Raw genomic sequence first — 21,805 nt, forward strand, 5'->3', positions numbered from 1 at the left:
ATGACGCGAATCATCGTACTGCCGAACGCCAGCCTGTGCCCCGACGGGGCCGTGATCGAAGCCGAACCCGGAGAGTCGATCTGCGACAGCCTGCTCGCGGGCGGCGTCGAGATCGAGCACGCTTGCGAGAAGTCCTGCGCCTGCACGACCTGTCATGTGATCGTCCGCGAAGGCTTCGCAAGCCTGGAGGCGGCCGACGAGCTCGAAGAGGATCTGCTCGACAAGGCCTGGGGCCTCGAGCCCCAATCCCGCCTGTCCTGCCAGGCCATCGTCGGTGATAAGGAACTCACCGTCGAAATACCGAAGTACTCGATCAACATGGTCAGCGAGGTCAAGCGATGAAATGGACCGAGGTGGTGAGGATTGCCGAAGAGCTCGCGGACGCTCATCCCGACGTCGATCCCGAGCAGATCAATTTCGTCGATCTGATGAAGTGGGTGCTAGCGCTTCCGGGCTTTGACGACAAGCCCGAGCACTGCGGTGAGCGGATACTCGAAGCGATCCAGGCCGCCTGGATCGAAGAGCGCGACTGAGCCCTGATCAGTGGGAGGCAAGCATGGCCCGTATCCACGAATTTTCGCTTTTACGACTTGATGGTCAGCCCCTGAATCTGGCCGACTACGCGGGCAAGGTGCTGCTTCTGGTCAATACCGCGAGCGCCTGCGGCTTCACCCCTCAGTACCAGGGGTTGGAGCGCCTCCACCAGCAGTACGGAGCGCAGGGGCTTGTCGTGATCGGCTTCCCGTGCAATCAGTTCGGCGGGCAGGAACCGGGAGAGGCGAGCGAGATCGCCGCGTTCTGCGAGAAGAACTACGGCGTCAGCTTCGCGCTGTCCGCGAAGATCGAAGTCAATGGAGAGGGCGCCGATCCGCTCTTCCGCTTCCTGACGCACGAAGCTCCGGGCCTGCTCGGTCTGGAAGCGGTCAAATGGAATTTCACGAAGTTCCTCGTCGATCGCAGCGGCACGCGGATCAAGCGCTTTGCTCCGACGACGGTGCCCGAGAAGCTGAGCGGCGAGATCGAAGCCTTGCTGGCCGGCTGAATCAGATCAGAGAGTCCAGTCTCTCGTTGAGCGCGAGCCAGTACATGCCGAGCTGGCCGACCGTGTGGATGAAGCGCTCGAAATCGACCGGTTTGCGGATGTAGGAATTCGCACCGAGCGCGTAGGCGCTGCGGATGTCCTGCTGTTCGCGCGAAGTCGTCAGCACGACGACCGGGAGAAGCCGGGTCTGTTCCTGTTCGCGGATCCGCCGCAGCACTTCCAGGCCGTCAATTCTCGGCAGCTTCAAATCCAGAAGCACCAGGGCTGGCAAGCGGGAGCGATCCCGCTGGTGGAATTTTCCGGTTGCGAACAGGTAGTCGAGCGCTTCGACGCCGTCGCGGGCAACGACGACCGGATTCACGATGCGGTTCTTCGTGAAGGCCCTGAGCGTCAGGGCTTCATCGTCGGGATTGTCCTCGACGAGCAGGATGGGGCGATCTGCAGTCATCATTGTCCGGGGCCAGTCGTGTCAGGCAGACGCGCGGACCGATGGAATCCTTGCGGACCCGGGAGCATCAGCCAGCGCGGTTCATCTGCCCCGCGCTGGCCATATGGCCTCAGGCGCCGGGCAGTTCTTCACGCCGGATCACGAAAACGCCTTCATCGTGTCCCTGCGTTGCCAACCAGACCAGCGGCAGATCAGGCCAGGCCTTTTCCACCAGGTCACGGTTGTTCCCGACTTCTACGGCCAACAGACCGCCGGGCTTGAGGTAATTTGCAGCTTCGGCAATTATTTTTCGAACGACGTCCAGCCCATCCGCTCCGGCCGCGAGCGCGAGCTCGGGTTCATGGCGGTATTCGTCGGGAAGCTCGTCCATTGCTTCCTGGGTCACATAGGGCGGATTGGACAGGATCAGATCGTACTTGCGGCCCGCGAGCGCCGAGAAGACGTCGGACGGGATCAGCGTGACCCGCTCATCGAGCCCATAGTCGAAGACATTGCGACCGGCGACTTCGAGCGCATCGCGCGACAGATCGACCGCGTCGATCTTCGCGTTCGGGAAGGCGTGGGCCATCAGCACGGCGAGGCAGCCGCTGCCCGTGCACAGATCCAGCGCGTCGGTGACCGTGTCGGCATCCGCAATCCACGGAGAGAGCGCGTTTTCAAGCAGTTCAGCGAAGAAGGAGCGGGGGATGATGACTCGCTCATCGACGTAGAACGGAAAGTCGCCAAGCCAGGCTTCATGGGTCAGGTAGGCCGCAGGGATCCTCTTCGCGACGCGCTCGTCGATGACGGCGAGCACTTCCTCGCGTTCGTCGGACGGAATGCACGCATCGAGGAAAGGCTCCAGCCTGTCCAGAGGCAGGTGCAGCGTGTGCAGGATCAGATAGACCGCTTCATCGTAGGCATCGGAGCTGCCGTGGCCGAAGAAAAGGCCTTCCCGGTTGAAGCGGGAAACCGCGAAGCGGAGCAGGTCGCGTATCGTGACCAGTTCGTGGCTGGGATCGTGCTCGTGTTCGTCCAGCTCGTAGTCGCTGTCTTCGTGATCGTGGTCGTGGCTCATGTTGGGCTTTCAGACGGCCAGCAGTCGCTGGAGCACGCCGTGATAGATGTCGGAGAGAGGTTCGATGTCGGCGATCGCGATTCGCTCATCGACCTGGTGGATGCTGGCATTGATCGGGCCGAATTCAACGACCTGCGGGCAGATCGTCGCAATGAAGCGCCCATCCGAAGTGCCGCCGGTCGTCGACAGCTGGGCTTCGACGCTGGTCGTCGCGCGGATCGCGCCGGTCAGGGCCTCGACCAGATCGCCGCGCGGCGTGATGAAGGGATTGCCCGAGAGCTGCCAGGCGATCGCGTAGTCGAGCCCGTGCCGGTCGAGCACTTCCTCGACCTGCGCCTTGAGCTGCTCGGCCGGGCTCGCCGGCGAGAAACGGAAATTGAAGACGACTTCGAGCTTGCCCGGGATCACGTTGTTCGCGCCGGTCCCGGCCTGGATGTTCGAGATCTGCCAGGAGGTCGGAGGGAAGAACTCGTCGCCATCATCCCAACGGCGGGCAGCGAGTTCCGCCAGCGCGGGCGCCGCCTGATGGACGGGGTTGCGCGCCAGCTGCGGATAGGCGACATGGCCCTGGATGCCGTGCACGGTCAGCACACCGTTCAGCGAGCCGCGGCGGCCGTTCTTGATCGTGTCGCCGAACACTGTGGCCGAAGTCGGCTCGCCGACGATGCAGTAGTCGGGCGTCTCGGCGCGCGCGGCGAGCGTCTCGACGACCATCCGGGTGCCGTGCGTCGCGATCCCTTCCTCGTCGGAGGTCAGAAGCAGCGCGATCGAGCCCTTGTGTTGCGGGGAATCGGCCACGAAGCGCTCGATCGCGGTGACGAAAGCGGCCAGCGAAGTCTTCATGTCGGCCGCGCCGCGACCGACGAGATAGCCGTCGCGCTCTGCGGCCGCGAAGGGCGGGCTTTGCCAATCGCCCAACGGCCCCGCAGGGACCACATCGGTGTGGCCCGCGAAGCAGAACAGCGGTGCCGCATTTCCCCGTCTGGCCCACAGGTTGCTGACCCCGTTAGCGTCGATGCGCTCGAACCTGAAACCCAGCGGTGCGAGGCGAGCCGTCAGCAGATCGAGGCAGCCCTGATCGTCGGGCGTCACCGAAGGGCGCTGGATCAGCGCGCGGGCCAGCGCGAGCGTCGGCGAGGAGGATTCGGTACGGATTTCGCTCATGGGCGGATATCTTCCTCGTCATCCCCCATCTTCAACGTGAAGGATTTGAACGAGGCGCCATCGGGCTCAGGTGTTTCGAAATCGATAACCGGAGCCTGACCGGCGACCGACTCCGGAGACGGAGTCGTGATCTGCTGGTTGTTGATCAGCCAGGACAGGTTGGTCGGAGAATCGGCGTTCGCGAGCGCCTCTTCGAGCGAGATCGTGCCGTCGTTGAAGAGCCGGAACAGATCCTGTTCAAAGGTCTGGGAGCCGGGCGCGAGCGATTGCTCCATCGCTTCCTTGATCTCGCCGAAATTGCCCTTCTCGATCAGATCCGAGACATGCCGGGTGTTGAGCAGGATCTCGGCGGCAGGGGTGCGCTGGCCGTCGGGTCGCTTGACGAGACGCTGCGAGATCACGCAGCGCAGCGCCACCGAGAGGTCCAGATAGAGCAGCGGACGGTTCTCGAGCGGGAAGAAGTTCGAAACCCGGTTAAGCGCATGGTAGGCGTTGTTCGCATGCAGCGTTGCGACACACAGGTGACCGGTCTGCGCATAGGAGATCGCCGCCTGCATCGTCTCGCGGTCGCGGATCTCGCCGATCAGGATGCAATCGGGGGCCTGGCGCATCGCGTTCTTCAGCGCGATGTTCCAGTCGAGCGTATCGAAGCCGACCTCACGCTGATTGACAACCGATTTCTTGTGCCTGAACAGGTACTCGATCGGGTCTTCCAGGGTCAGGATGTGGCCCGAAGAAGTCTTGTTGCGATGATCGAGCATCGCCGCGATCGTCGTCGATTTTCCCGAACCGGTCGAGCCGACCACGAGGATCAGACCTCGCTTGTCAGTGATCAGATCGCCGAGCACGGGCGGCATGCCCAGCGAACCCAGCGCGGGGATCTCGCCCTGGATGAAGCGGACGACGATCGCGATCGACCCCCGCTGCCAGAACATGTTGATCCGGAAATTGCCCAGATCGCGGCGGCCAAAGGACAGGTTCAGCTCCTTCGTGCGCTCGAAGATCTCGATCTGCTCCGGCGTCGCGATCTCGTGCGCCATGCGCTGGATCACCGAAGGTTCCATGATCTGCTGATTCACGGGCATCACGACGCCCTGGATCTTGATATGGATGGGCGCGCCCGCCGAGACAAAGATGTCCGAGGCCTGTTTCTCTGCCATCAGCTGGAAGAGCTTGTCGAAGATCATGATCCGCCGCTTTCAGGGGGTTGGGGGTGTGTCGCTCAGGGGCGCAGCAGCTCGTTGATGCTGGTCTTGGAGCGGGTCTTCGCGTCGACTTTCTTGACGATGACCGCGCAGTAGAGGCTGTACTGACCGTCCTTCGAAGGCAGGTTGCCCGAGACGACGACCGAGCCGGCCGGCACGCGGCCGTAATGCACTTCGCCGGTTTCGCGATCGTAGATCTTCGTGCTCTGGCCGATGAACACGCCCATCGAGATCACCGAGTTCTCCTCGACGATGACGCCTTCGACGATCTCGGAGCGCGCGCCGATGAAACAGTTGTCCTCGATGATCGTCGGGTTGGCCTGCATCGGTTCGAGCACGCCGCCGATGCCGACGCCGCCCGACAGGTGCACGTTCTTGCCGATCTGCGCGCAGGAGCCGACCGTGACCCAGGTATCGACCATCGTCGCTTCATCGACATAGGCGCCGATGTTCAGGTAGGACGGCATCAGCACCGCGTTCTTCGCGACATAGCTGCCGCGACGGGCTACAGCCCCCGGAGTCGCGCGGAAACCCGCGGCGCGGAAATCCGCCTCGCTCCACTTCGCGAACTTGGTCGGTACCTTGTCGAAGTAGCGGCTGACCCCGTCGTCGCTGACGACGTTGTCGCTGGCGCGGAAGGACAGCAGCACGGCCTTCTTGACCCACTGATGGGTCACCCACTGACCGTCGATCTTTTCGGCGACACGAATCCTGCCGGCATCCAGGTCGGCGATCGTCTGTTCGATCGCATCGCGCAGCTCGGCGCTGACGTTGCCCGGATTGATCTCGGCGCGCCTCTCCCAGGACTGGTCGATGAAGTTCTCAAGTTGGCTCATTGGGTTCTTTCTGATGGAGGAAGAAATTCGGCGGGCGCGTCAGGCGCGCGCACCATAACGGTGTTCAACAAAACCGGCGATGCGCCGGGCGGCATCGACGCACTCGGCGAGTTCGGCGACCAGCGCGATGCGCACGAAGCCCTGACCGGGATTGCTGCCACCCACTTCGCGGGACAGGAACTGCCCGGGCAGCACAGTAACGCCGGTCGCGGCGAGCAGCTCGCGGGTGAAGGCGAGGTCATCGACCGGTGTGGCCGCCCAGAAATAGAAACCGGCGTCGGGCATCGCGATGCCCAGCCAGGGTTCGAGGATGGGCAGAACGGCTGCGAATTTATCGCGGTAGAGCTTGCGGTTCTCGCGCACATGCACTTCGTCGCGCCAGGCAGCGATGCTGGCCGCCTGGATCATCGGACTCATCGCGCAACCGTGATAGGTCCGGTAGAGCAGGAAGCGCGAAAGCAGTTCGGCGTCTCCGGCGACGAAGCCCGAGCGCATGCCGGGCACGTTCGAACGCTTCGAGAGGCTGGAGAACACGACCAGATTCTTCCAGCCCGGCCGGCCCAGCTTGTGCGCAGCTTCCAGCGCGCCGAGCGGAGGCCGCGCCTCGTCGAAATAGATCTCCGAATAGCATTCGTCGGAGGCGATCACGAAATCGTGGCGATCGGCCAGCTCGAACAGAGCCCTCCATTCGTCGAGGGTCAGCACCCGACCGGTCGGATTGGCCGGCGAACAGACGTAGAACAGCTCGACCCGCGCCCATTGCTCGTCGCTGAGGCTGGCGAGATCGAGCGAGAAACCGTTGGCCGGAGTCTGGGCCAGGAAAACCGGGCGAGCGCCGGCGAGCAGTGCCGCACCTTCGTAGATCTGGTAGAAAGGATTCGGGCTCGCAATCAGCGGCGCCGGCTTGCGCGGATCGATGATCGCCTGCGCGAACGAGAACAGCGCCTCGCGCGAGCCATTGACCGGCAGCACTTCGCGCTCGACATCGATGGCCGGCAGGTCGTAACGGCGCTCCAGCCAGCGCGCGATCGCGCCACGCAGATCAGCGCTGCCTTGAGTTGCCGGATAGGAACTCAGCCCCCCGAAGTTCGCGGCGAGCGCTTCACGGACCAGTTCAGGCGCCGGGTGCCGGGGCTCACCGATGTAGAGCGGGACCGGTTTGACACCGGCGGGAGCCTCGAGGCCAGCGAGCAGTTCCCGAAGGCGGGCAAACGGATAAGGCTGAAGCAGGTCAAGACGCGGATTCAAGGCGGTCTCCGGACGCAGAAGGGGTAGCCGAGCAATCAGGTCTACCTGGCATGCCTGTCGCGACAGGGCACGAAGTCGAGGTGATATTATAACCGCCCGTCCTGCCGACCGCGCCAATACCGGCGTCTAGCCGAACAGAAGCCCAGCCCGTGCGTCTTTCCAAACTCAAACTCGCTGGATTCAAATCCTTCGTCGATCCGACCGTCGTACTGACTCCTGGCCAGCTGGTCGGAGTCGTCGGCCCCAATGGCTGCGGCAAATCCAACATCATCGACGCGGTGCGCTGGGTGCTCGGAGAATCGCGCGCGGGCGCCTTGCGCGGCGAATCGATGATGGACGTGATTTTCAACGGTTCGACGACCCGCAAACCAGTGAGCCGCTCCAGCGTCGAGATGGTGTTCGACAACGCCGAGGGCCGGGCCGCCGGTCAGTGGTCGCAGTACGGCGAGATCTCGGTCCGACGGGTGCTCGACCGCAGCGGCGAGTCGAGCTACTGGATCAACAACATCCATGTGCGCCGCAAGGATGTGATCGACCTCTTTCTCGGCACCGGGCTGGGGCCGCGCGCCTACGCGATCATCGAGCAGGGGATGATCTCGCGGATCATCGAAGCGAAGCCTGAAGATGTGCGCGCCTTTCTCGAAGAGGCGGCCGGCATCACCAAATACAAGGAGAGGCGGCGCGAGACCGGAGGGCGGCTCGAAGATGCCCGCGACAACCTCGCCCGGGTGCTCGATATCCGCAACGAGCTTGGCGCCCAGGTCGAAAAGCTCGAAGGCCAGGCGCTGCTCGCCCGCCGTTACCGGACGATCCAGGACGAGCTGCGCGATCAGCAGATTCTGCTCTGGCTCCTCAAGCGCAATGAAGCGCGCGAGCAGGCCGCCAGCCAGGCCGCCGCGGTCGCCGAACTGCTGACCCGGATCGAAGCCGAGAACGCTCATCTGCAGCAGGCCGAAACACGGGGCGAGGCGGCGCGCCTGGCCCATCTCGCGGCCTCGGACGCGCTGCATTCGGCCCAGGCTTCGCTCTACGAGGCCAATGCCGAGGTCTCCCGCTTCGAGAGCGAGATCGCCCACCAGGGCGAACGGCGCAGGATGCTCGCCCAACGCCTCGAGCAGCTGCAGCTCGATTGCGCGCGCTGGAGCGCTCAAAAGGAAAGCGGCGCCACTGACGCCTTCCGCTGGGCGGAGCTCGAAGAGGCTGCGAGTCTCAGGAGCGAAGAGACTCAGGCCCGGCACGAGGAAGTGAGCCTTCGCCTGCCCGCCGGTGAAGAGGCTCTGGCCGGTGCCCAGGCGACGCTCAATTCGCTGCGCCACGAGGTCGGCAGCGCCGAGCAGCAGCTCAAGGTCGAGGAGACCCGCCGGGCCGCCTCGCTGCGCAGCCTCGACACCCATGGTCAGCGCCGCACCCGGCTCGACGCCGAGCGCCTTGCGCTGGCCGAACCGGACGAAGCCGCCCACGACGAAGCCCAGGGCCTCGCCGAGCAGGCCAGGATGCGCCAGGAGGCGCTCGCGGAAGAACTCGAAACGCTCAACGAAACCCTGCCGGAGCTGCAGGCGGCAGGTCGCGCCGCGCAGCAGAGCGAACGCGAAGCGCTGCGGGCGCTGACCGAGGCGCGGGCGCGGCTCGAAGCGCTGCAGCGCATCCAGCAGAAGGCTGCGGCTCCGGGAGAACTCGCAAACTGGCTGTCCGGCTCTGGTCTCGCCGGAGCGCATCCGCTGTGGCAGAAGCTCAAGGTCGAAGCGGGCTGGGAACTCGCGATCGAAGCGGTGCTGCGCGAGCGTTTCGCCGCGCTTTGCCTGGAGAATCCGGAAGCGGCCCGCGCCGCGCTCGGCGACGAGGCGCCGGCTGCGGTGCTGCTGGCCTGGCCTTGTGCGGCACCCGAAGCGGTGCTTGCCGGGCCGGCGCCCGGAGTCGCGCTCGCGACGAAGGTCGAAGTGGCCGATCCCTCGCTCGCCGGGACCGTAGCCGGCTGGCTTGCCCATGCACGCGCGGTCGAAGACATTTCCGGTCACCTGGGGGCATCGGTAGATCTGCAGCCCGGTCTGATTCTCGTCGACCGCAAGGGCAGGGTGCTGGTGCGCGGCGCGCTGGCGAGCGGCAGACTGCACAATGCGACCCACGGCGTGCTGGAGCGCCAACGCGAGATCGAAAGACTGGAGCAGGAGACCGACGCCCACGAGGCGCGGGTCGAAGAGGCAAGAGCCCGGCTCGCTGCGGCCGAGGAGACGAGCCGGCACAGCCAGGATCAGATCGCCGCTCTGCGCCGCTCGCTACAGGCCGAGCAGCAGAACGCTCACCGCGCGCAGATGCTCGCGCTCGAACTGGGCCAGGCGAAGCAGCGCTTCGAAGAGCGGAGCACACGGCTCGCCAGCGATCTCGCCGAGATCGATGAGCAGATCGCCCGGGAGCGTGAGCTGCTCGAACAATCGATCGCCCGCCAGGACGAGTTCAGCGAGCAGGTCGAAGCGCTGCGCGAGCGGATCGATGCGGCCACCGATACAGTCCAGCGCATGGATGGCGCGCTGCGGGCACTGCGCAGCCAGGAGAGTTCGTGCGCGCGCGAAGTTCAGGAAGCGGCTTTCGCGGTCCGCGAGTGCCGCAGCAAACAGGAAGAGCTGGCGCGTTCGCTGGCCCAGGCGAGCGAGCAGATCGCGCGGAGCGAACACGAACGCGATGCGACCGAGATCGAGCTGGCGAGCCTGGACGCAACCCCCGCTCAGGACGCGCTGCAGCAGGCGCTCGCTCTGCGCGAGGAACGCGAGGCGGCGCTCGCGGCGAGCCGCGCCCGACTCGACGAAGCGGCGGAGGAACTCAAGCACCAGGACGAAGCGAGACTCAAGGCCGAACTCGCGCTGCGCCCGCTCAGCGACTCGCTGGCCGAGAAGCGCCTCGCCCAGCAGGCCGCCGAACTCGGTCGCCAGCAGTTCGAGGAGCGTTTGGCCGAGATCGAGTTCGACGAAATCGTCTTCGCCGCGAAGCTCGCCGCCGGCCCCCGTGACCTGACTCTGACGCGCGAAATCAACCGTCTGAGCCGGGAGCTCGCCGAAATGGGGGCCGTCAACCTGGCCGCCGTGGACGAACTCACAGCGGCCCAGGAGAGGAAAGGCTACCTTGATGCGCAGTCCGACGACCTCGAGGAGGCGATCGGCACGCTGGAGGACGCGATCCGCCGCATAGACCGCGAGACTCGCGAACAGCTGCAAGAGACGTACAATACGGTCAATCGTCATTTCGGGGAGCTGTTTCCGCAGCTCTTCGGAGGCGGCGAAGCACAACTTGTGCTGACCGGAGATGAAATCCTGGACGCCGGCGTGCAGATCATCGCGCGCCCGCCAGGCAAGAAGAACAGTTCGATCCACCTGCTGTCGGGAGGCGAAAAGGCTCTGACGGCGATCGCGCTCGTGTTTTCGTTCTTTCAGCTCAACCCTGCGCCTTTCTGTCTGCTCGATGAAGTGGATGCGCCGCTCGATGACGCGAACACGGAGCGCTTTTGCGCGATGGTCAAGCGGATGTCATCGATCACGCAGTTCCTGTTCATCAGTCACAGCAAGATCACGATGGAGCTGGCGCAGCAGCTGGTAGGGGTCACGATGCAAGAGCAGGGCGTCTCGCGGGTGGTCGAGGTCGATATCGAAGAAGCGCTGCGGCTGACCGATCCGGTCGCGGCTTGAGGGATCACATGGCAGGCAACGAATTGCTTTATGGATTGCTGGGCTTGGGGCTGGGCGTGCTCGTGCTCGTTTTTTCGTACAACCAGTGGCTGGAGCGAAAGCACCGCAAGCTCGCGGAGCAGGCATTCCGCTCCGAGCACCGGGACGTGCTGCTCGAAGGCAGCGCCGAGCCCACCGAGCTTCGCGAGGAACCGGTCGAACCCGTGGCGGATGAAGAGTTCGAAGAGCGGATCGAACCCGCGTCGGCGAAGATCCCGCCTGCCGCGCCGATCGGCCGTGCCGCCGACCCCGCGCTGCCGATGGAAGCGATCGCGATCGACGCGGTGATCCGGATCGAAGCGCCGGCCGGCCTCGTCGCCAGCGCTGTCGTCAGCGCCGCGGGCGGACCGCTCGCCCAGCTCCAGCGCCAGGTGCGCTGGTATGGCCTGTCGCAGGAAACCTACAAGTGGGTTCCTGTCGACGAGAATGATTCCCACGCCTACACGCGGATCGCCGTCGCGATGCAGCTGGCCGACCGCCGCGGACCGGCGAACGAGCGCGAACTTGAAATCTTCATCGCAGCGATCCAGCGCGTTTGCGATCAGTTCCTCGCCGTGTCGAGTTTCGGCGAACGGGCCGAGAGTCTGGAGCTGGGCCGCAGCGCCGACGAATTCTGCGCCGCAACCGATGTGCAGATCGCGATCAACGTCGTCGCGGGTGAGCTGCCTTTCGCGGGCACCAAGCTGCGCGGCCTCGCCGAAGCAGCGGGGCTGAAGCTCAATAACGACGGCAGCTTCCACGCGGCCGATGAAAACGGACAGCTGCTCTTCGTGCTGGCCAGTCGCGATGCGACGCTGTTCTCGACCGAAACGCTACGCCAGGGGACTTCGCGCGGCGTCACGCTGACTCTGGACGTGCCCCGGGTCGCCTCGGGGGTATTCGCTTTCGACCGGATGAGCGCGCTGGCGATCCACCTCGCCGAAAGCTTCAACGGCAGTGTCGTCGATGACAATGGTCACGCGCTGAGCAGCGCTTCGCTGAACGGCATCCGCACACAGATCCAGCAGTTCCAGCAGCAGATGAACCAGCAGGGCATACCGGCCGGTAGCCCGCTCGCGCTGCGCCTGTTCAGCTGATCCGATGAGCGAAGTCAGAACCGCGGCCGAGCAGGCCGCCTTTTTGCGTGCCGAACTCGCACGTTATGAGCACGCCTACTATGTCCTAGACGCGCCCCTGGTCCCCGATGCCGAGTTCGACCGGCTGTTTCGCGAGCTCGAAGCGCTTGAAGCCGCGCATCCCGAGCTCGTCACCGCCGATTCGCCGACCCGCAGGGTCGGGGGTGCGCCTCTGGCCGGTTTCGCGCCCGTGCGTCACGCGGTCGCGATGCTGTCGATCCACACCGAGACCGATACCGAAGCGAGCGGCGCCCTGGCTTTCGATCAGCGGGTCAGGCGGGAACTCGAACTCGCCGACTCGGCGCCCGCGCTCGAATACAACGCCGAACTGAAGTTCGACGGGCTCGCGATCAACCTGCGCTACGAGAACGGTGTGCTGGTACAGGCCGCGACCCGCGGCGACGGTGAGACCGGCGAAGATGTGACGCAGAACGTCCGTGCGATCCGTCAGATCCCGCTGCGCCTGCACACGGACAGCCCGCCGGCCGTGCTCGAAGTGCGTGGCGAAATTTTCATGGGGCGCGACGACTTCGAGCGCCTGAACGAGACCCAGCGCAAAAAGGGCGAGAAGACTTTCGCGAATCCGCGCAATGCGGCCGCCGGCAGCCTGCGCCAGCTCGATCCGGCGATCAGCGCGAGTCGGCCTCTGTCCTTTTTCGCCTACGGCCTCGGCGAGGCTCAGGGCTGGGTCTTCCCCGAACGCCATTCGCAAATGCTCGCCGCTTTCGCCGAGCTGGGCCTGCCGGTCTGCGCGGAGCGCTGCGTCGCCCAAGGGGCGACAGGGCTCGTGGCTTTCCACGATGACATCGCCGCGCGGCGCGACAGCCTGCCCTTCGATATCGACGGAGTCGTCTACAAGGTCGACTCGCTTGCCCTGCAGCACCGGCTCGGCTTCGTGACGCGTGAGCCGCGCTGGGCCGTCGCGCACAAGTTTCCGGCCCAGGAAGAGCTGACCCGGGTGCTCGATATCGAAGTCCAGGTCGGCCGGACCGGCAAGCTGACTCCTGTTGCGCGGCTCGAACCCGTCTTCGTCGGCGGCGTCACGGTCACCAACGCGACGCTGCACAACCAGGACGAAGTGCTGCGCAAGGACGTGCGGATCGGCGATACCGTGATCGTGCGCCGCGCCGGCGATGTGATTCCGGAAGTCGTCGCGAGTCTGCCCGAGCGCCGGCCGGCGGATGCCCGCCTCTTCGCGATGCCCGGGCAGTGCCCGGTCTGCGGCTCGGCGGTGATCCGCGAGGAAGACGAAGCCAATCACCGCTGCAGCGGCGGACTGTACTGCCCGGCCCAACGCAAGCAGGCACTGTGGCACTTCGCGTCGCGCCGGGCGATGGATATCGAGGGGCTGGGCGACAAACTGGTCGAACAGCTCGTCGACTCCGGGCGGGTCAAGACGCCGGCCGATCTCTACACGCTGGAGATCGAAGCGCTCGCCGGTCTCGAACGGATGGCCGAGAAGTCTGCGCGCAATCTGATCAAAGCAATCGACAAGAGCCGCTCGACGACGCTCGCGCGTTTCATCTATGCGCTCGGGATCCGCAATGTTGGCGAGCGCACGGCCAAGGATCTGGCCCGCCATTTCGGTTCGCTCGCCGCGCTGAGCGAGGCCGATATCGAGGCACTGCAGGGGGTTCCCGATGTCGGTCCGATCGTCGCCGAAAGCCTGATCGACTTCTTCAGTGAGGCGCACAACCGCCAGGTCATCGCCGATCTTCAGGCGCGCGGCGTGCATTGGGTCGAGAGCGAAGGCGAGGCCGCTGCGCCCGAAGGGCTTCTCGCCGGCAAAACCTTCGTGATCACCGGCAGCCTGCCCAGCCTGTCGCGCGACGAAGCGAAGGCGCTGCTCGAAGCGGCAGGTGCGAAGGTTGCGGGCTCGGTCTCGAAGAAGACCGATTACCTGCTCGCCGGCAGTGATGCGGGAAGCAAGCTCGCGAAGGCTCAGGAGCTGGGCATAACGATTCTCGACGAAGATCAGATGAGGGCGATGCTCGGCGATGCAAAGCCGGGGCAGAGCGAGCTGTTCTGAGCCCGATTCGCTGCGTCAAACAAGAGGAAATGTAATGCCGTTGAAACAGACCCCGCTCTATCGCTTCCTGAAGGTCTGCAATGAGGGAAGAGTCGAGAAGAGCGTGCTCGATTGCGGAGCGGGGGGCGATACGCCTTTCCTGAGCGAATTCTTCGCCCAGGGCTATCTGACGACCGGCGTCGAACTCGACGCCAAACGGATGGCGATCGCGAACGAGTACGGCCAGGCACGCGGGCAGAGCCTGAAGGTTCAGCTCGGCGACATGCGCCGCCTCGGGTTCGCGGATTCGTCCTTCGGCTGCGTCTATTCGTACAACACGATCTTCCATATGCCGAAGGCGGACGTCGAGGTCGCGCTCGGTGAACTCAAAAGAGTGCTGAAACCCGGCGGCTATCTGTTCGTCAACTTCCTGACCGTCGACGATCACCGCTGCGGCGAAGGACCTTGCCTGGGGCTCAATCAATACGAGCAGCTCGATGACGGCCTGCCCGTCATCCACTCGTATTACGAGCACAGCGAAGCCGATCCCTATTTCGCTGACATGACGCAGCACGTCAAGGAGACGCGCATCATCGAGTGGCGATACGAAGGACGACCGATCCGCCAGGGCTTCGTCGATTACATCGTCCAGAAGAGATAGGGCGAGGGTTGCACCGTCCACTCCGGGTGCGCTGAGCCCGGTTGCGGGCCATGGTGTGCACTGATGCGCGGAGCCGCCCATCCGCTTTGCTCTGATCTTTTTCCGTTCGGCTAGCATGGTGACGGCGTGTGCGCCTTTGCTGGCGCCAGCCGCTCGCCTGCGGACAGCGAAGAAAGGAACTTGCCTGCCGGTGAACGGTCTGCCTCCCGCTGGCCCGTACCCGAATGGCTGTGGCCACGCGTTTCCCCCAAAACGTATTGGAGCCGCGATGGAAAAAATCGAACACACGCTGGAACGCTTCATGTTCGCGAGCCGCTGGCTGCTGGCCCCGTTCTATGTCGGGCTGGTGGGCGCGATCGCGCTGTTGATCTTCAAGTTCATCAAGGAATTCATCGCGCTGCTGCCCGTCGTGCTGAGCGGGGAGGGCAACCAGGTCATGGTCGGCGTGCTGACCTTGGTCGATGTCGTGCTCGTGGCGAATCTGCTGCTGATCATCGTCTTCGCCGGCTACGAGAATTTCGTCTCGAAGATCGATACCGGAGAATCCGAGGACAGGCCCGAGTGGATGGGCCATGTCAGCTTCTCCGACCTGAAGATCAAACTGATCGGCTCGATCGTCGCGATCTCGGGCATTGAACTGCTCAAGGCTTTCGTCAGCATCGAATCCTTCACGAACGAACAGTTGGGCTGGAAGGTCGCCTTCCATCTGACTTTCGTCGTCTCGGGGGTGCTGTTCGCGATCATGGATAAACTGACGAACAAGGGGCACTGAGGCTGTCCGCCCGTCAGCGCCAGCAGGGAGACAATGCCCGTGCCACTTGAAACGATAAACCCGCTTGTCCGCCGCTCCAGCGCCGCGCTCTTTCTCGCGCTGGTGTTCGGCCTGACCCTATGGGTGCTCTCTCCCTTCTTCTCCGCTCTGGCCTGGTCGGGCATCCTCGCCTACATGACCTGGCCCCTGTTCCGGCGTCTGCGCAGTCGACTGCCCGGCCACGAGACGCTTGCCGCACTGCTGATGAGCATTGTCGTAACGGTCGCGCTGCTGGCACCGCTCGCCTGGGTCATGTTCGCGGTGGCCGATGATGTGGGCGTTGCCGCCGGGGTTCTGCGCCAGATCGCCGCCAGCGGTCTGCCTTCCCTTCCCGCAACGGTGAGCGCCTGGCCAGGCGGAGGATGGTTGCTCGCCCGCTACGCTGAAATCCAGACCAATCCAGCCTGGCTGCACGCGAGCATCGAAGCGCTTGGCCTGACGGAACTGTCGACCTGGGGGGCGGTGGTCGGAGGCGTGGGGCGAAATCTCGCCAAGTTTGCGCTGGCTGTCTTCGCGCTTTTTTTTCTGTTCCGCCATGGCGCGCAGATGCTCACCCAGTTCGGTCGGGTCAGCGCTCACTGGCTGGGGGGCTCCGCACGCGCCTATCTGGATGCCGTCGGCCTGACGGTGCGCGCGGTCGTTTTCGGAATCGTGCTGACCGCAATCGCCCAGGGCTGTCTTGCCGGTCTGGGCTACTGGGTGGCAGGCACCGGCTCGCCCGCGCTGTGGGGTGCGGTCACCGCGCTGATCTCGCTGATCCCCTTCGTCGGTCCAGTAGTCTGGATCGGGCTCTCGCTGGCCCTGCTGGCCAACGGTGAAACCCAGGCCGGCGTGGGTCTGTTTCTGTGGGGGGCGTTTGTCGTGAGCTGGGTGGACAACCTGATCCGCCCGCTGGCAATCAGCGGCCCGACGAAGATCCCTTTCCTGCTGGTCTTCCTGGGGGTGCTGGGCGGAATCCGCAGCTTCGGCCTGATCGGCCTCTTTCTGGGCCCGGTTCTGATCGCCGTATCTCTGGCGATCTGGCACCAAGCACTTGATCAGGCCAATTCGGCAGGTTCGAGTACCGAGGCTTTACCGCACCCAGCTCCGAGCGAAGGGCAGAACAGGCTGAGCTGAATACAGTTTCCGCATTTTGATAACACGAGGGGATAACCGTGGCCGAGAATTCCGAACTCGCTTCAGCCCATGCGATGCAGCCGAAAGAATTGGCCTCGGCGCTCGACGTCGATCCGGCCGCGGGTCTGTCGGATACGGAAGCGAGCCGTCGCATCGTCCTTCATGGCGAGAACCGACTGGCGGAAAAGCCGCCTCGCTCCAGCTGGCTCGCCTTCCTCGACCAGTTCAGAAGTCTGCTGATCCTGGTGCTGATCGCCGCCGCGATCTTGGCCGGCGCGATCGGTGATATCAAGGATACGCTGGTGATCCTGATCGTCGTGCTGCTGAACGCGACGCTGGGGTTCTGGCAAGAGCACAGGGCGGAAGCGACGCTGGCCGCATTGAAGAAAATGCTGTCGCCGTCCGCGCGGGTGCGCCGGTCAGGGCGCCAGGAAGAGATTGGCGCAACGCGACTCGTTCCGGGCGACATCGTTCTGCTGGAGGCGGGAGACAGGGTGCCGGCGGATGGTCGCCTCGTCAGCACGCACAGCGTTGAAATCGATGAAGCGGCGCTCACCGGAGAGTCCCATGCGGTGGGCAAGGAGGCGGGCAGTTTGCTCGCCGCGGCGGCGCCGCTCGCCGAGCGCGTGAATATGGCCTTCATGAACACCGTGCTCACGCGAGGACGCGCCGAAATGCTGGTCACCGCGACGGGAATGAACACCGAGATGGGACGCCTCGCCGGGATGCTGGCCGAGTCCGAAGCCGGGCCGACGCCACTGCAGGTCCAGCTCGACGCGCTGGGGCGCCGGCTTGCGGCGATCGCAGGCGTCGTGATAGCGATCATCCTGATACTGGGACTCGCGAAGGGTAAGCCCTTGCTGGAGATTCTGCTCACCTCGATCGCACTGGCCGTGGCGGCCATCCCTGAAGGCCTGCCCGCAGTTGTGACCGTCACTCTGGCTCTGGGCATGCATCGGATGGCCCAACACCGCGCGATCGTCAAGAAACTAGCGGCGGTTGAAACGCTGGGCTGCACGACCGTGATCTGCTCGGACAAGACGGGTACGCTGACGATGAACCAGATGAGCGCACGCATCGCGGTCTTCGAAGGCCGGCGCTTCCCGATCAGCGGCGAAGGCTATGGCGCGACGGGCGAGATCAGGACGGAGGACGGAGGCGATGTTCCCGATCTTGGCCCGCTGCTCGAACCAGCCGTGCTCGCCAATGAAAGTCGTATTCACGGGGGAGCACTGATCGGCGATCCGACCGAAGGGGCGCTGCTGGCGCTGGCCGCCAAGGCCGGCCTGGATATCGAGCGCCTGGCGGCGCAGAGCCCGCGCATCGCCGAGATCCCCTTCGATTCCGCATACAAGTTTCAGGCCACCTTCCATCGACAAGGCACAGAGGTGCGGGTTTGTGTCAAAGGTGCGCCGGATGTGCTGCTGGGCCTGGCCGTACGCCAGCACGATGAATCGGGTGAGAGCGGACTGGACAAAGCTTTCTGGCTAACAGAGAACGCACATTTGGCCAGCCAGGCCATGCGCGTACTGGCGATGGCCACGCGGACGATCCCCTCTTCGGCCTTCGACCCGAACGGGGATCTGATGGCGCAGGTACAGGAACTCACTTTCCAGGGCCTCGTCGGCATCATCGACCCGCCGCGTCCCGAGGCGCGCGACGCGATCGCGCTGTGCGCTCGCGCCGGCATCCGGGTCAAGATGATCACCGGCGATCAGCGGATCACCGCGGCCGTAATCGCCCGAGAGCTGGGTCTCGACGGTGAGGTAATGGAGGGGCAGGAGCTGGGCTCCCTCAGCCCCGAAGCGCTGGCCGGGCGCATCGATCGTGTGGCCGTGTTCGCCCGCGTGTCTCCCGAGCACAAGGTGCGCATCGTACAGGCGCTCAAAGCCCGCGGACAGGTCACTGCAATGACCGGGGACGGCGTCAACGATGCTCCAGCGTTGAAGAACGCCGACATCGGCATCGCGATGGGCATCACCGGAACCGAGGTGACCCGGGAAGCCGCGACGATGGTGCTCTCCGATGACAACTTCGCGACCATCGTTCGCGCGATCAGGGAGGGACGAGCCATCTACGAGAACATCGTCAAGTTCGTCCGCTTTCAGCTCTCCACCAACATGGGCGCGATACAGACCGTACTGGGGGCGAGCTTACTGGGGCTGGCAACGCCTTTCACGGCAATCCAGATTCTGTGGATCAACATCATCATGGATGGTCCGCCCGCGATGAGTCTGGGCGTGGAACCGGCCCGCCCGGGACTGATGGAGGACACCCCCCGAAGCAAGGACGAACGCATCCTGACCGCGGCAAGGCTCGTCCGCCTGTTCATCTATGGCCTGACGATGGCGGCGGGCACGCTCTCAGTGTTCGTCTACGCGGAGCCCAAAGGCGAAACCTATGCCGGAACCCTGGCCTTTACCACCTTCGTGCTGTTCCAGTTCTTCAACGTCTTCAATGCCCGCTCGGAGCGGGGGACGGCGTTCAACCGGCAGTTCTTCCGCAACGGCAGCCTCTGGGTGTCGCTGATCGCCGTGCTCACCCTGCAAGCGGTGGTTGTACACTGGGCGCACGCCCAGGCGATCTTCCGGACCACGGACCTGACGCAGGGCGATTGGGCGCTTGCCGCCGCGGTGGCATCCAGCGTGCTGCTGTTCGACGAAGCGCGCAAGCTCACGATGCGTCTGTTTGCTCGTTCCCCCAGTTCGAATCCTTGAGGGCGCATCGCTGGGCGTTTCCTTGCAGCGCGGGGGAGGCGGGGCGGCCGGCGAGCCACATCTTCGCGATCGTGAAGCCATTGACGAGCGCGATCGAACACTCCATTGCGGTCCCGCCGATCGAACCGGACAGGATGTTGTTGGCGATCCACAGCAGCGTCGCGATCAGCATCCCTATCCTCAGTTTCATCCCGTTCAGCCGGAACATCGCGACCGTCGCAACCGCGATGCCCAGAAGTGGTAGAAGATGCCACCAGAGCCTGACGGTCAGACAGGCGACGCCCAGATTCAGAATCAGCAGCAGAGCCGCGGCCCAGATCGACTTCGTGCGCAGCGAGATCAGGTTGCGGGCGGCGGACAGAACCATGCCAGCGGAGGCGGCCGGATTGCCGAGCAGCGCGAAGTGGATGCAGTAGAAGATATTCTGCACCGTCAGCCAGAGTCTGAAATTGAGGTCGCGTTTGCGCGTGAAGGTGATCAGGCCGCACGCGAAAGCCGCGTAGCCGAAGAGCTGGGGCAGGGACAGGAAAGCGGAGGACATCGGAGACCAGGGGGGGAAGCCTTGTGGGCAGAGGCCATTATTCTCCCCGCCTACTCCGCTGTCCAGGCTGAGTGCTTGCACTGAAGCACCAGGATTTGATCTGATGCCCGGGAATCGGAACGCCCCAGCCTTCGCAAACATTCTCCCGAAGCGCGTCCGGATCGGCTACCCTTGCGGGTTCGACTCAAAAAATGGGCTTTTCATGCATCCGATCCACGACGCCGATGTGCTGCTGTTGCTGGCCATCACCCTTGCTTCGAAGTGCAAACCCGCGACGCTCGCTGAAGTGGTGGTCTGCCTGGCGAGGGTCCAGCCACGCCTGCCGGCCGAGGCCAGGCTGCTGGAAGCTTTTGAGCACCTCTCCCGCCACGGTCTGATCGTGGCCCATGAGGGCGGCTACACGCTCTGCGAGGCGGCCGAGAACATCATGAGGGGCGTGCCGAGAAGGAAGGAAATCGCCGAGCAGCTCTTCTGCCTCAAGGACAGGCTCGCCCAGTTCGACGGCAAGCCCAGCAAGCCGGCCGTGCAGCCCGAAGCAGCAGAACTCGCCGCGGCGATCGCGGCCTGGCAGGCCAGCCTGCCGCCGCTGACCAAGACCGAGAAATTCGAGCTGCGCCGCCAGGAAGCGCGTGAGCCGGCCAAACGCTCAGGTCCGCCGCGCGGCAAACCCGGCTTCCCGCGCAGCCCCCGCAAACCGAGTGGCCGCACATGACCGAAACGACTTCCCGCTCCTTCGCAAGCCTGCCGCTCTCCGCCGCGCAGCTCGCCGTTCTGCAGCAACTCGAATACGTCGAGATGACGCCGATCCAGGCCGCAACGCTGCCACTCGCGCTGGCCGGGCATGACCTGATCGCCCAGGCCAAGACCGGCAGCGGCAAAACCGCCGCGTTCGCGCTGCCGCTGCTCGCGCGTCTGAATCCGCGTCACTTCGGCGTCCAGGCAATGCTGATCTGTCCGACGCGCGAACTCGCCGAACAGGTCGCTCAGGAGCTCAGGCGTCTCGCCCGGGCCCAGGACAACATCAAAGTCCTGACGCTGTGCGGCGGCAGCCCGGCGCGAGCTCAGGTCAACAGCCTCGAGCACGGTGCGCACATCGTGGTCGGCACACCGGGCCGGCTGATGGATCACATCGAACGCGGCAGTCTGAAGCTCGACGGATTGAACACGTTGGTGCTCGACGAAGCCGACCGGATGCTGGACATGGGCTTCTTCGACGACATCGCCTGGGTCGCGAGCCATTGTCCGACGGGTCGCCAGACCCTGCTGTTCTCGGCGACCTATCCGGAGGGAATCGCGAAGCTGGCCTCGCAGTTCCTGCGCCAGCCGCGCCAGGTCAAGCTGACCGAGACGCACGAGCCGGAGAAGATCCGCCAGCGCTTCTACGAGATCGAGCCCGAGCAACGCCTCGCGGCCGTTGGAGAGCTGCTGCGTCACTACCGCCCGGGCAGCGCGCTCGCATTCTGCAACTCGCGCCAGCAGTGCAAGGATCTCTTCAACCAGCTGCGCGGCGAAGGCTTCCATGTGCTGACGCTGCATGGAGAGCTCGAACAGCACGAGCGCGATCAGGTGCTGATCCGCTTCGCGAACCGCAGCTGCACCGTGCTCGTCGCGACCGACGTCGCTGCGCGCGGCCTGGACATCGACCAGCTCGAAGCCGTCATCAACGTCGACATCACGCCCGACCCCGAGGTGCATGTCCACCGCGTGGGCCGCACGGGCCGCGCCGACCAGCGTGGCTGGGCGCTGAGCCTCGTCGGCCCGGCCGATCGCCGCAAGATCGCCGCGATCGCCGAGGCGAGCGGCATCACGCCCGAGTGGCACAAACTCGCCTCGCTCGAGTCGGCGAGCGATGAGCCGCTGCTGCCGCCGATGTCCACACTGCTGATCCTCGGCGGCAAGCGGGAGAAGATCCGCCCTGGCGACGTACTCGGCGCGCTGACCGGCGAAGCCGGCTTCACGCGCGAGCAGGTCGGCAAGATCAATGTCACCGACCAGAACACCTATGTCGCGGTCGAACGGGGCATCGCCGGCGAGGCCGTCCGCCGGCTCGGCGCCGGCAGGATCAAGGGCAAGAGCGTCAAGGTGCGGCGGCTGTAATGAGCTTGTTCAGTGCGGGGGAGGGC

At 64.7% G+C, this 21,805-nt stretch carries 19 protein-coding genes; 12 read left to right on the forward strand and 7 right to left on the reverse strand.

Going from position 1 to position 21,805, the window contains the following annotated elements; genetic code table 11:
• From fdx to ACHFB9_RS09605, 3 genes are read left to right on the forward strand one after another with little or no spacing between them, the layout of a single operon-like run.
• Positions 1–342 (forward strand): ISC system 2Fe-2S type ferredoxin, encoded by a 342-nt coding sequence (gene fdx / locus ACHFB9_RS09595; RefSeq protein ID WP_417066718.1) that lies wholly within the window; start codon positions 1–3, stop codon positions 340–342.
• Positions 339–533 carry a Fe-S cluster assembly protein IscX gene (gene iscX, locus ACHFB9_RS09600; RefSeq protein WP_417066720.1) on the forward strand — a complete coding sequence of 65 codons (195 nt, stop codon included), beginning with the start codon at positions 339–341 and terminating at the stop codon, positions 531–533. Before fdx ends, iscX begins: the two co-directional genes overlap by 4 nt.
• Positions 534–556: 23 nt before the next feature.
• Positions 557–1,042, forward strand: a complete 486-nt coding sequence (locus tag ACHFB9_RS09605; protein ID WP_417066722.1) for a glutathione peroxidase — start codon at positions 557–559, stop codon at positions 1,040–1,042.
• A 1-nt stretch (position 1,043) separates the two neighbouring features.
• On the opposite strand, the gene ACHFB9_RS09610 is transcribed toward ACHFB9_RS09605, so the two are convergent.
• The 6 genes from ACHFB9_RS09610 to dapC form a co-directional block, all read right to left on the reverse strand.
• Positions 1,044–1,490: a response regulator gene (locus tag ACHFB9_RS09610; RefSeq protein ID WP_417066723.1), complete on the reverse strand. Its 447-nt coding sequence runs from the start codon at positions 1,488–1,490 to the stop codon at positions 1,044–1,046.
• 109 nt (positions 1,491–1,599) lie between these two features.
• Positions 1,600–2,547, reverse strand: a complete 948-nt coding sequence (gene prmB, locus ACHFB9_RS09615) for a 50S ribosomal protein L3 N(5)-glutamine methyltransferase (protein WP_417066725.1) — start codon at positions 2,545–2,547, stop codon at positions 1,600–1,602.
• A gap of 9 nt (positions 2,548–2,556) precedes the next feature.
• The gene (gene dapE / locus ACHFB9_RS09620; protein WP_417066727.1) at positions 2,557–3,711 is read right to left on the reverse strand and encodes a succinyl-diaminopimelate desuccinylase; all 1,155 of its coding nucleotides are present in this window, start codon (positions 3,709–3,711) and stop codon (positions 2,557–2,559) included.
• Positions 3,708–4,898: a PilT/PilU family type 4a pilus ATPase gene (locus ACHFB9_RS09625; RefSeq protein ID WP_417066728.1), complete on the reverse strand. Its 1,191-nt coding sequence runs from the start codon at positions 4,896–4,898 to the stop codon at positions 3,708–3,710. The genes dapE and ACHFB9_RS09625 overlap by 4 nt, the downstream gene beginning before the upstream one ends.
• 35 nt (positions 4,899–4,933) lie before the next feature.
• Positions 4,934–5,752: a 2,3,4,5-tetrahydropyridine-2,6-dicarboxylate N-succinyltransferase gene (dapD, locus tag ACHFB9_RS09630; RefSeq protein ID WP_417066730.1), complete on the reverse strand. Its 819-nt coding sequence runs from the start codon at positions 5,750–5,752 to the stop codon at positions 4,934–4,936.
• 39 nt (positions 5,753–5,791) lie between these two features.
• A complete protein-coding gene (gene dapC / locus ACHFB9_RS09635; protein WP_417066732.1) occupies positions 5,792–7,000 on the reverse strand; it encodes a succinyldiaminopimelate transaminase in 1,209 nt (402 codons plus the stop codon).
• 149 nt (positions 7,001–7,149) lie between these two features.
• On the opposite strand from dapC, the gene smc reads away from it, so the two are divergent.
• The 7 genes from smc to ACHFB9_RS09670 all read left to right on the forward strand — a co-directional run bounded on the left by smc (position 7,150) and on the right by ACHFB9_RS09670 (position 19,141).
• Entirely contained in the window at positions 7,150–10,674 is a 3,525-nt protein-coding gene (smc, locus tag ACHFB9_RS09640; RefSeq protein ID WP_417066733.1) for a chromosome segregation protein SMC, read from the forward strand.
• 8 nt (positions 10,675–10,682) lie between these two features.
• A complete protein-coding gene (locus tag ACHFB9_RS09645; RefSeq protein WP_417066734.1) occupies positions 10,683–11,789 on the forward strand; it encodes a cell division protein ZipA C-terminal FtsZ-binding domain-containing protein in 1,107 nt (368 codons plus the stop codon).
• A 4-nt stretch (positions 11,790–11,793) separates the two neighbouring features.
• Positions 11,794–13,857 carry an NAD-dependent DNA ligase LigA gene (ligA, locus tag ACHFB9_RS09650; RefSeq protein WP_417066735.1) on the forward strand — a complete coding sequence of 688 codons (2,064 nt, stop codon included), beginning with the start codon at positions 11,794–11,796 and terminating at the stop codon, positions 13,855–13,857.
• A 34-nt stretch (positions 13,858–13,891) separates the two neighbouring features.
• Positions 13,892–14,497, forward strand: a complete 606-nt coding sequence (locus ACHFB9_RS09655) for a class I SAM-dependent methyltransferase (RefSeq protein WP_417066736.1) — start codon at positions 13,892–13,894, stop codon at positions 14,495–14,497.
• A 268-nt stretch (positions 14,498–14,765) separates the two neighbouring features.
• Positions 14,766–15,269 (forward strand): TIGR00645 family protein, encoded by a 504-nt coding sequence (locus ACHFB9_RS09660; protein WP_417066737.1) that lies wholly within the window; start codon positions 14,766–14,768, stop codon positions 15,267–15,269.
• 33 nt (positions 15,270–15,302) lie between these two features.
• Positions 15,303–16,424, forward strand: coding sequence for an AI-2E family transporter (locus ACHFB9_RS09665; protein ID WP_417066738.1), 1,122 nt, complete (start codon positions 15,303–15,305; stop codon positions 16,422–16,424).
• Positions 16,425–16,462: 38 nt separating this feature from the next.
• Positions 16,463–19,141 carry a cation-translocating P-type ATPase gene (locus ACHFB9_RS09670; RefSeq protein WP_417066740.1) on the forward strand — a complete coding sequence of 893 codons (2,679 nt, stop codon included), beginning with the start codon at positions 16,463–16,465 and terminating at the stop codon, positions 19,139–19,141.
• On the opposite strand, the gene ACHFB9_RS09675 is transcribed toward ACHFB9_RS09670, so the two are convergent.
• The gene (locus ACHFB9_RS09675; protein WP_417066742.1) at positions 19,098–19,682 is read right to left on the reverse strand and encodes a YgjV family protein; all 585 of its coding nucleotides are present in this window, start codon (positions 19,680–19,682) and stop codon (positions 19,098–19,100) included. The two genes, ACHFB9_RS09670 and ACHFB9_RS09675, sit on opposite strands and share 44 nt — an antisense overlap.
• 202 nt (positions 19,683–19,884) lie before the next feature.
• On the opposite strand from ACHFB9_RS09675, the gene ACHFB9_RS09680 reads away from it, so the two are divergent.
• Together ACHFB9_RS09680 and dbpA are read left to right on the forward strand one after the other, a co-directional pair.
• A complete protein-coding gene (locus tag ACHFB9_RS09680; protein WP_417066744.1) occupies positions 19,885–20,394 on the forward strand; it encodes a hypothetical protein in 510 nt (169 codons plus the stop codon).
• Positions 20,391–21,779, forward strand: a complete 1,389-nt coding sequence (gene dbpA, locus ACHFB9_RS09685; RefSeq protein WP_417066745.1) for an ATP-dependent RNA helicase DbpA — start codon at positions 20,391–20,393, stop codon at positions 21,777–21,779. The genes ACHFB9_RS09680 and dbpA overlap by 4 nt, the downstream gene beginning before the upstream one ends.
• Positions 21,780–21,805 lie beyond the last annotated feature (26 nt).

This window comes from Niveibacterium terrae (genome assembly GCF_048213115.1).
GTDB lineage: Bacteria > Pseudomonadota > Gammaproteobacteria > Burkholderiales > Rhodocyclaceae > Niveibacterium > Niveibacterium terrae.

What these genes read in the sequence shown, in the direction of transcription:
- ACHFB9_RS09645 (WP_417066734.1), top strand. Translation starts at nt 10,683, where the DNA reads ATGGCAGGCAACGAATTGCTTTATGGATTGCTGGGCTTGGGGCTGGGC.
- dapE (WP_417066727.1), bottom strand. Translation starts at nt 3,711, where the DNA reads ATGAGCGAAATCCGTACCGAATCCTCCTCGCCGACGCTCGCGCTGGCC.
- iscX (WP_417066720.1), top strand. Translation starts at nt 339, where the DNA reads ATGAAATGGACCGAGGTGGTGAGGATTGCCGAAGAGCTCGCGGACGCT.
- ACHFB9_RS09655 (WP_417066736.1), top strand. Translation starts at nt 13,892, where the DNA reads ATGCCGTTGAAACAGACCCCGCTCTATCGCTTCCTGAAGGTCTGCAAT.
- ACHFB9_RS09660 (WP_417066737.1), top strand. Translation starts at nt 14,766, where the DNA reads ATGGAAAAAATCGAACACACGCTGGAACGCTTCATGTTCGCGAGCCGC.
- ACHFB9_RS09610 (WP_417066723.1), bottom strand. Translation starts at nt 1,490, where the DNA reads ATGACTGCAGATCGCCCCATCCTGCTCGTCGAGGACAATCCCGACGAT.
- ACHFB9_RS09680 (WP_417066744.1), top strand. Translation starts at nt 19,885, where the DNA reads ATGCATCCGATCCACGACGCCGATGTGCTGCTGTTGCTGGCCATCACC.
- ligA (WP_417066735.1), top strand. Translation starts at nt 11,794, where the DNA reads ATGAGCGAAGTCAGAACCGCGGCCGAGCAGGCCGCCTTTTTGCGTGCC.
- prmB (WP_417066725.1), bottom strand. Translation starts at nt 2,547, where the DNA reads ATGAGCCACGACCACGATCACGAAGACAGCGACTACGAGCTGGACGAA.
- dapD (WP_417066730.1), bottom strand. Translation starts at nt 5,752, where the DNA reads ATGAGCCAACTTGAGAACTTCATCGACCAGTCCTGGGAGAGGCGCGCC.
- ACHFB9_RS09625 (WP_417066728.1), bottom strand. Translation starts at nt 4,898, where the DNA reads ATGATCTTCGACAAGCTCTTCCAGCTGATGGCAGAGAAACAGGCCTCG.
- fdx (WP_417066718.1), top strand. Translation starts at nt 1, where the DNA reads ATGACGCGAATCATCGTACTGCCGAACGCCAGCCTGTGCCCCGACGGG.
- ACHFB9_RS09665 (WP_417066738.1), top strand. Translation starts at nt 15,303, where the DNA reads ATGCCCGTGCCACTTGAAACGATAAACCCGCTTGTCCGCCGCTCCAGC.
- dbpA (WP_417066745.1), top strand. Translation starts at nt 20,391, where the DNA reads ATGACCGAAACGACTTCCCGCTCCTTCGCAAGCCTGCCGCTCTCCGCC.
- ACHFB9_RS09675 (WP_417066742.1), bottom strand. Translation starts at nt 19,682, where the DNA reads ATGTCCTCCGCTTTCCTGTCCCTGCCCCAGCTCTTCGGCTACGCGGCT.
- ACHFB9_RS09605 (WP_417066722.1), top strand. Translation starts at nt 557, where the DNA reads ATGGCCCGTATCCACGAATTTTCGCTTTTACGACTTGATGGTCAGCCC.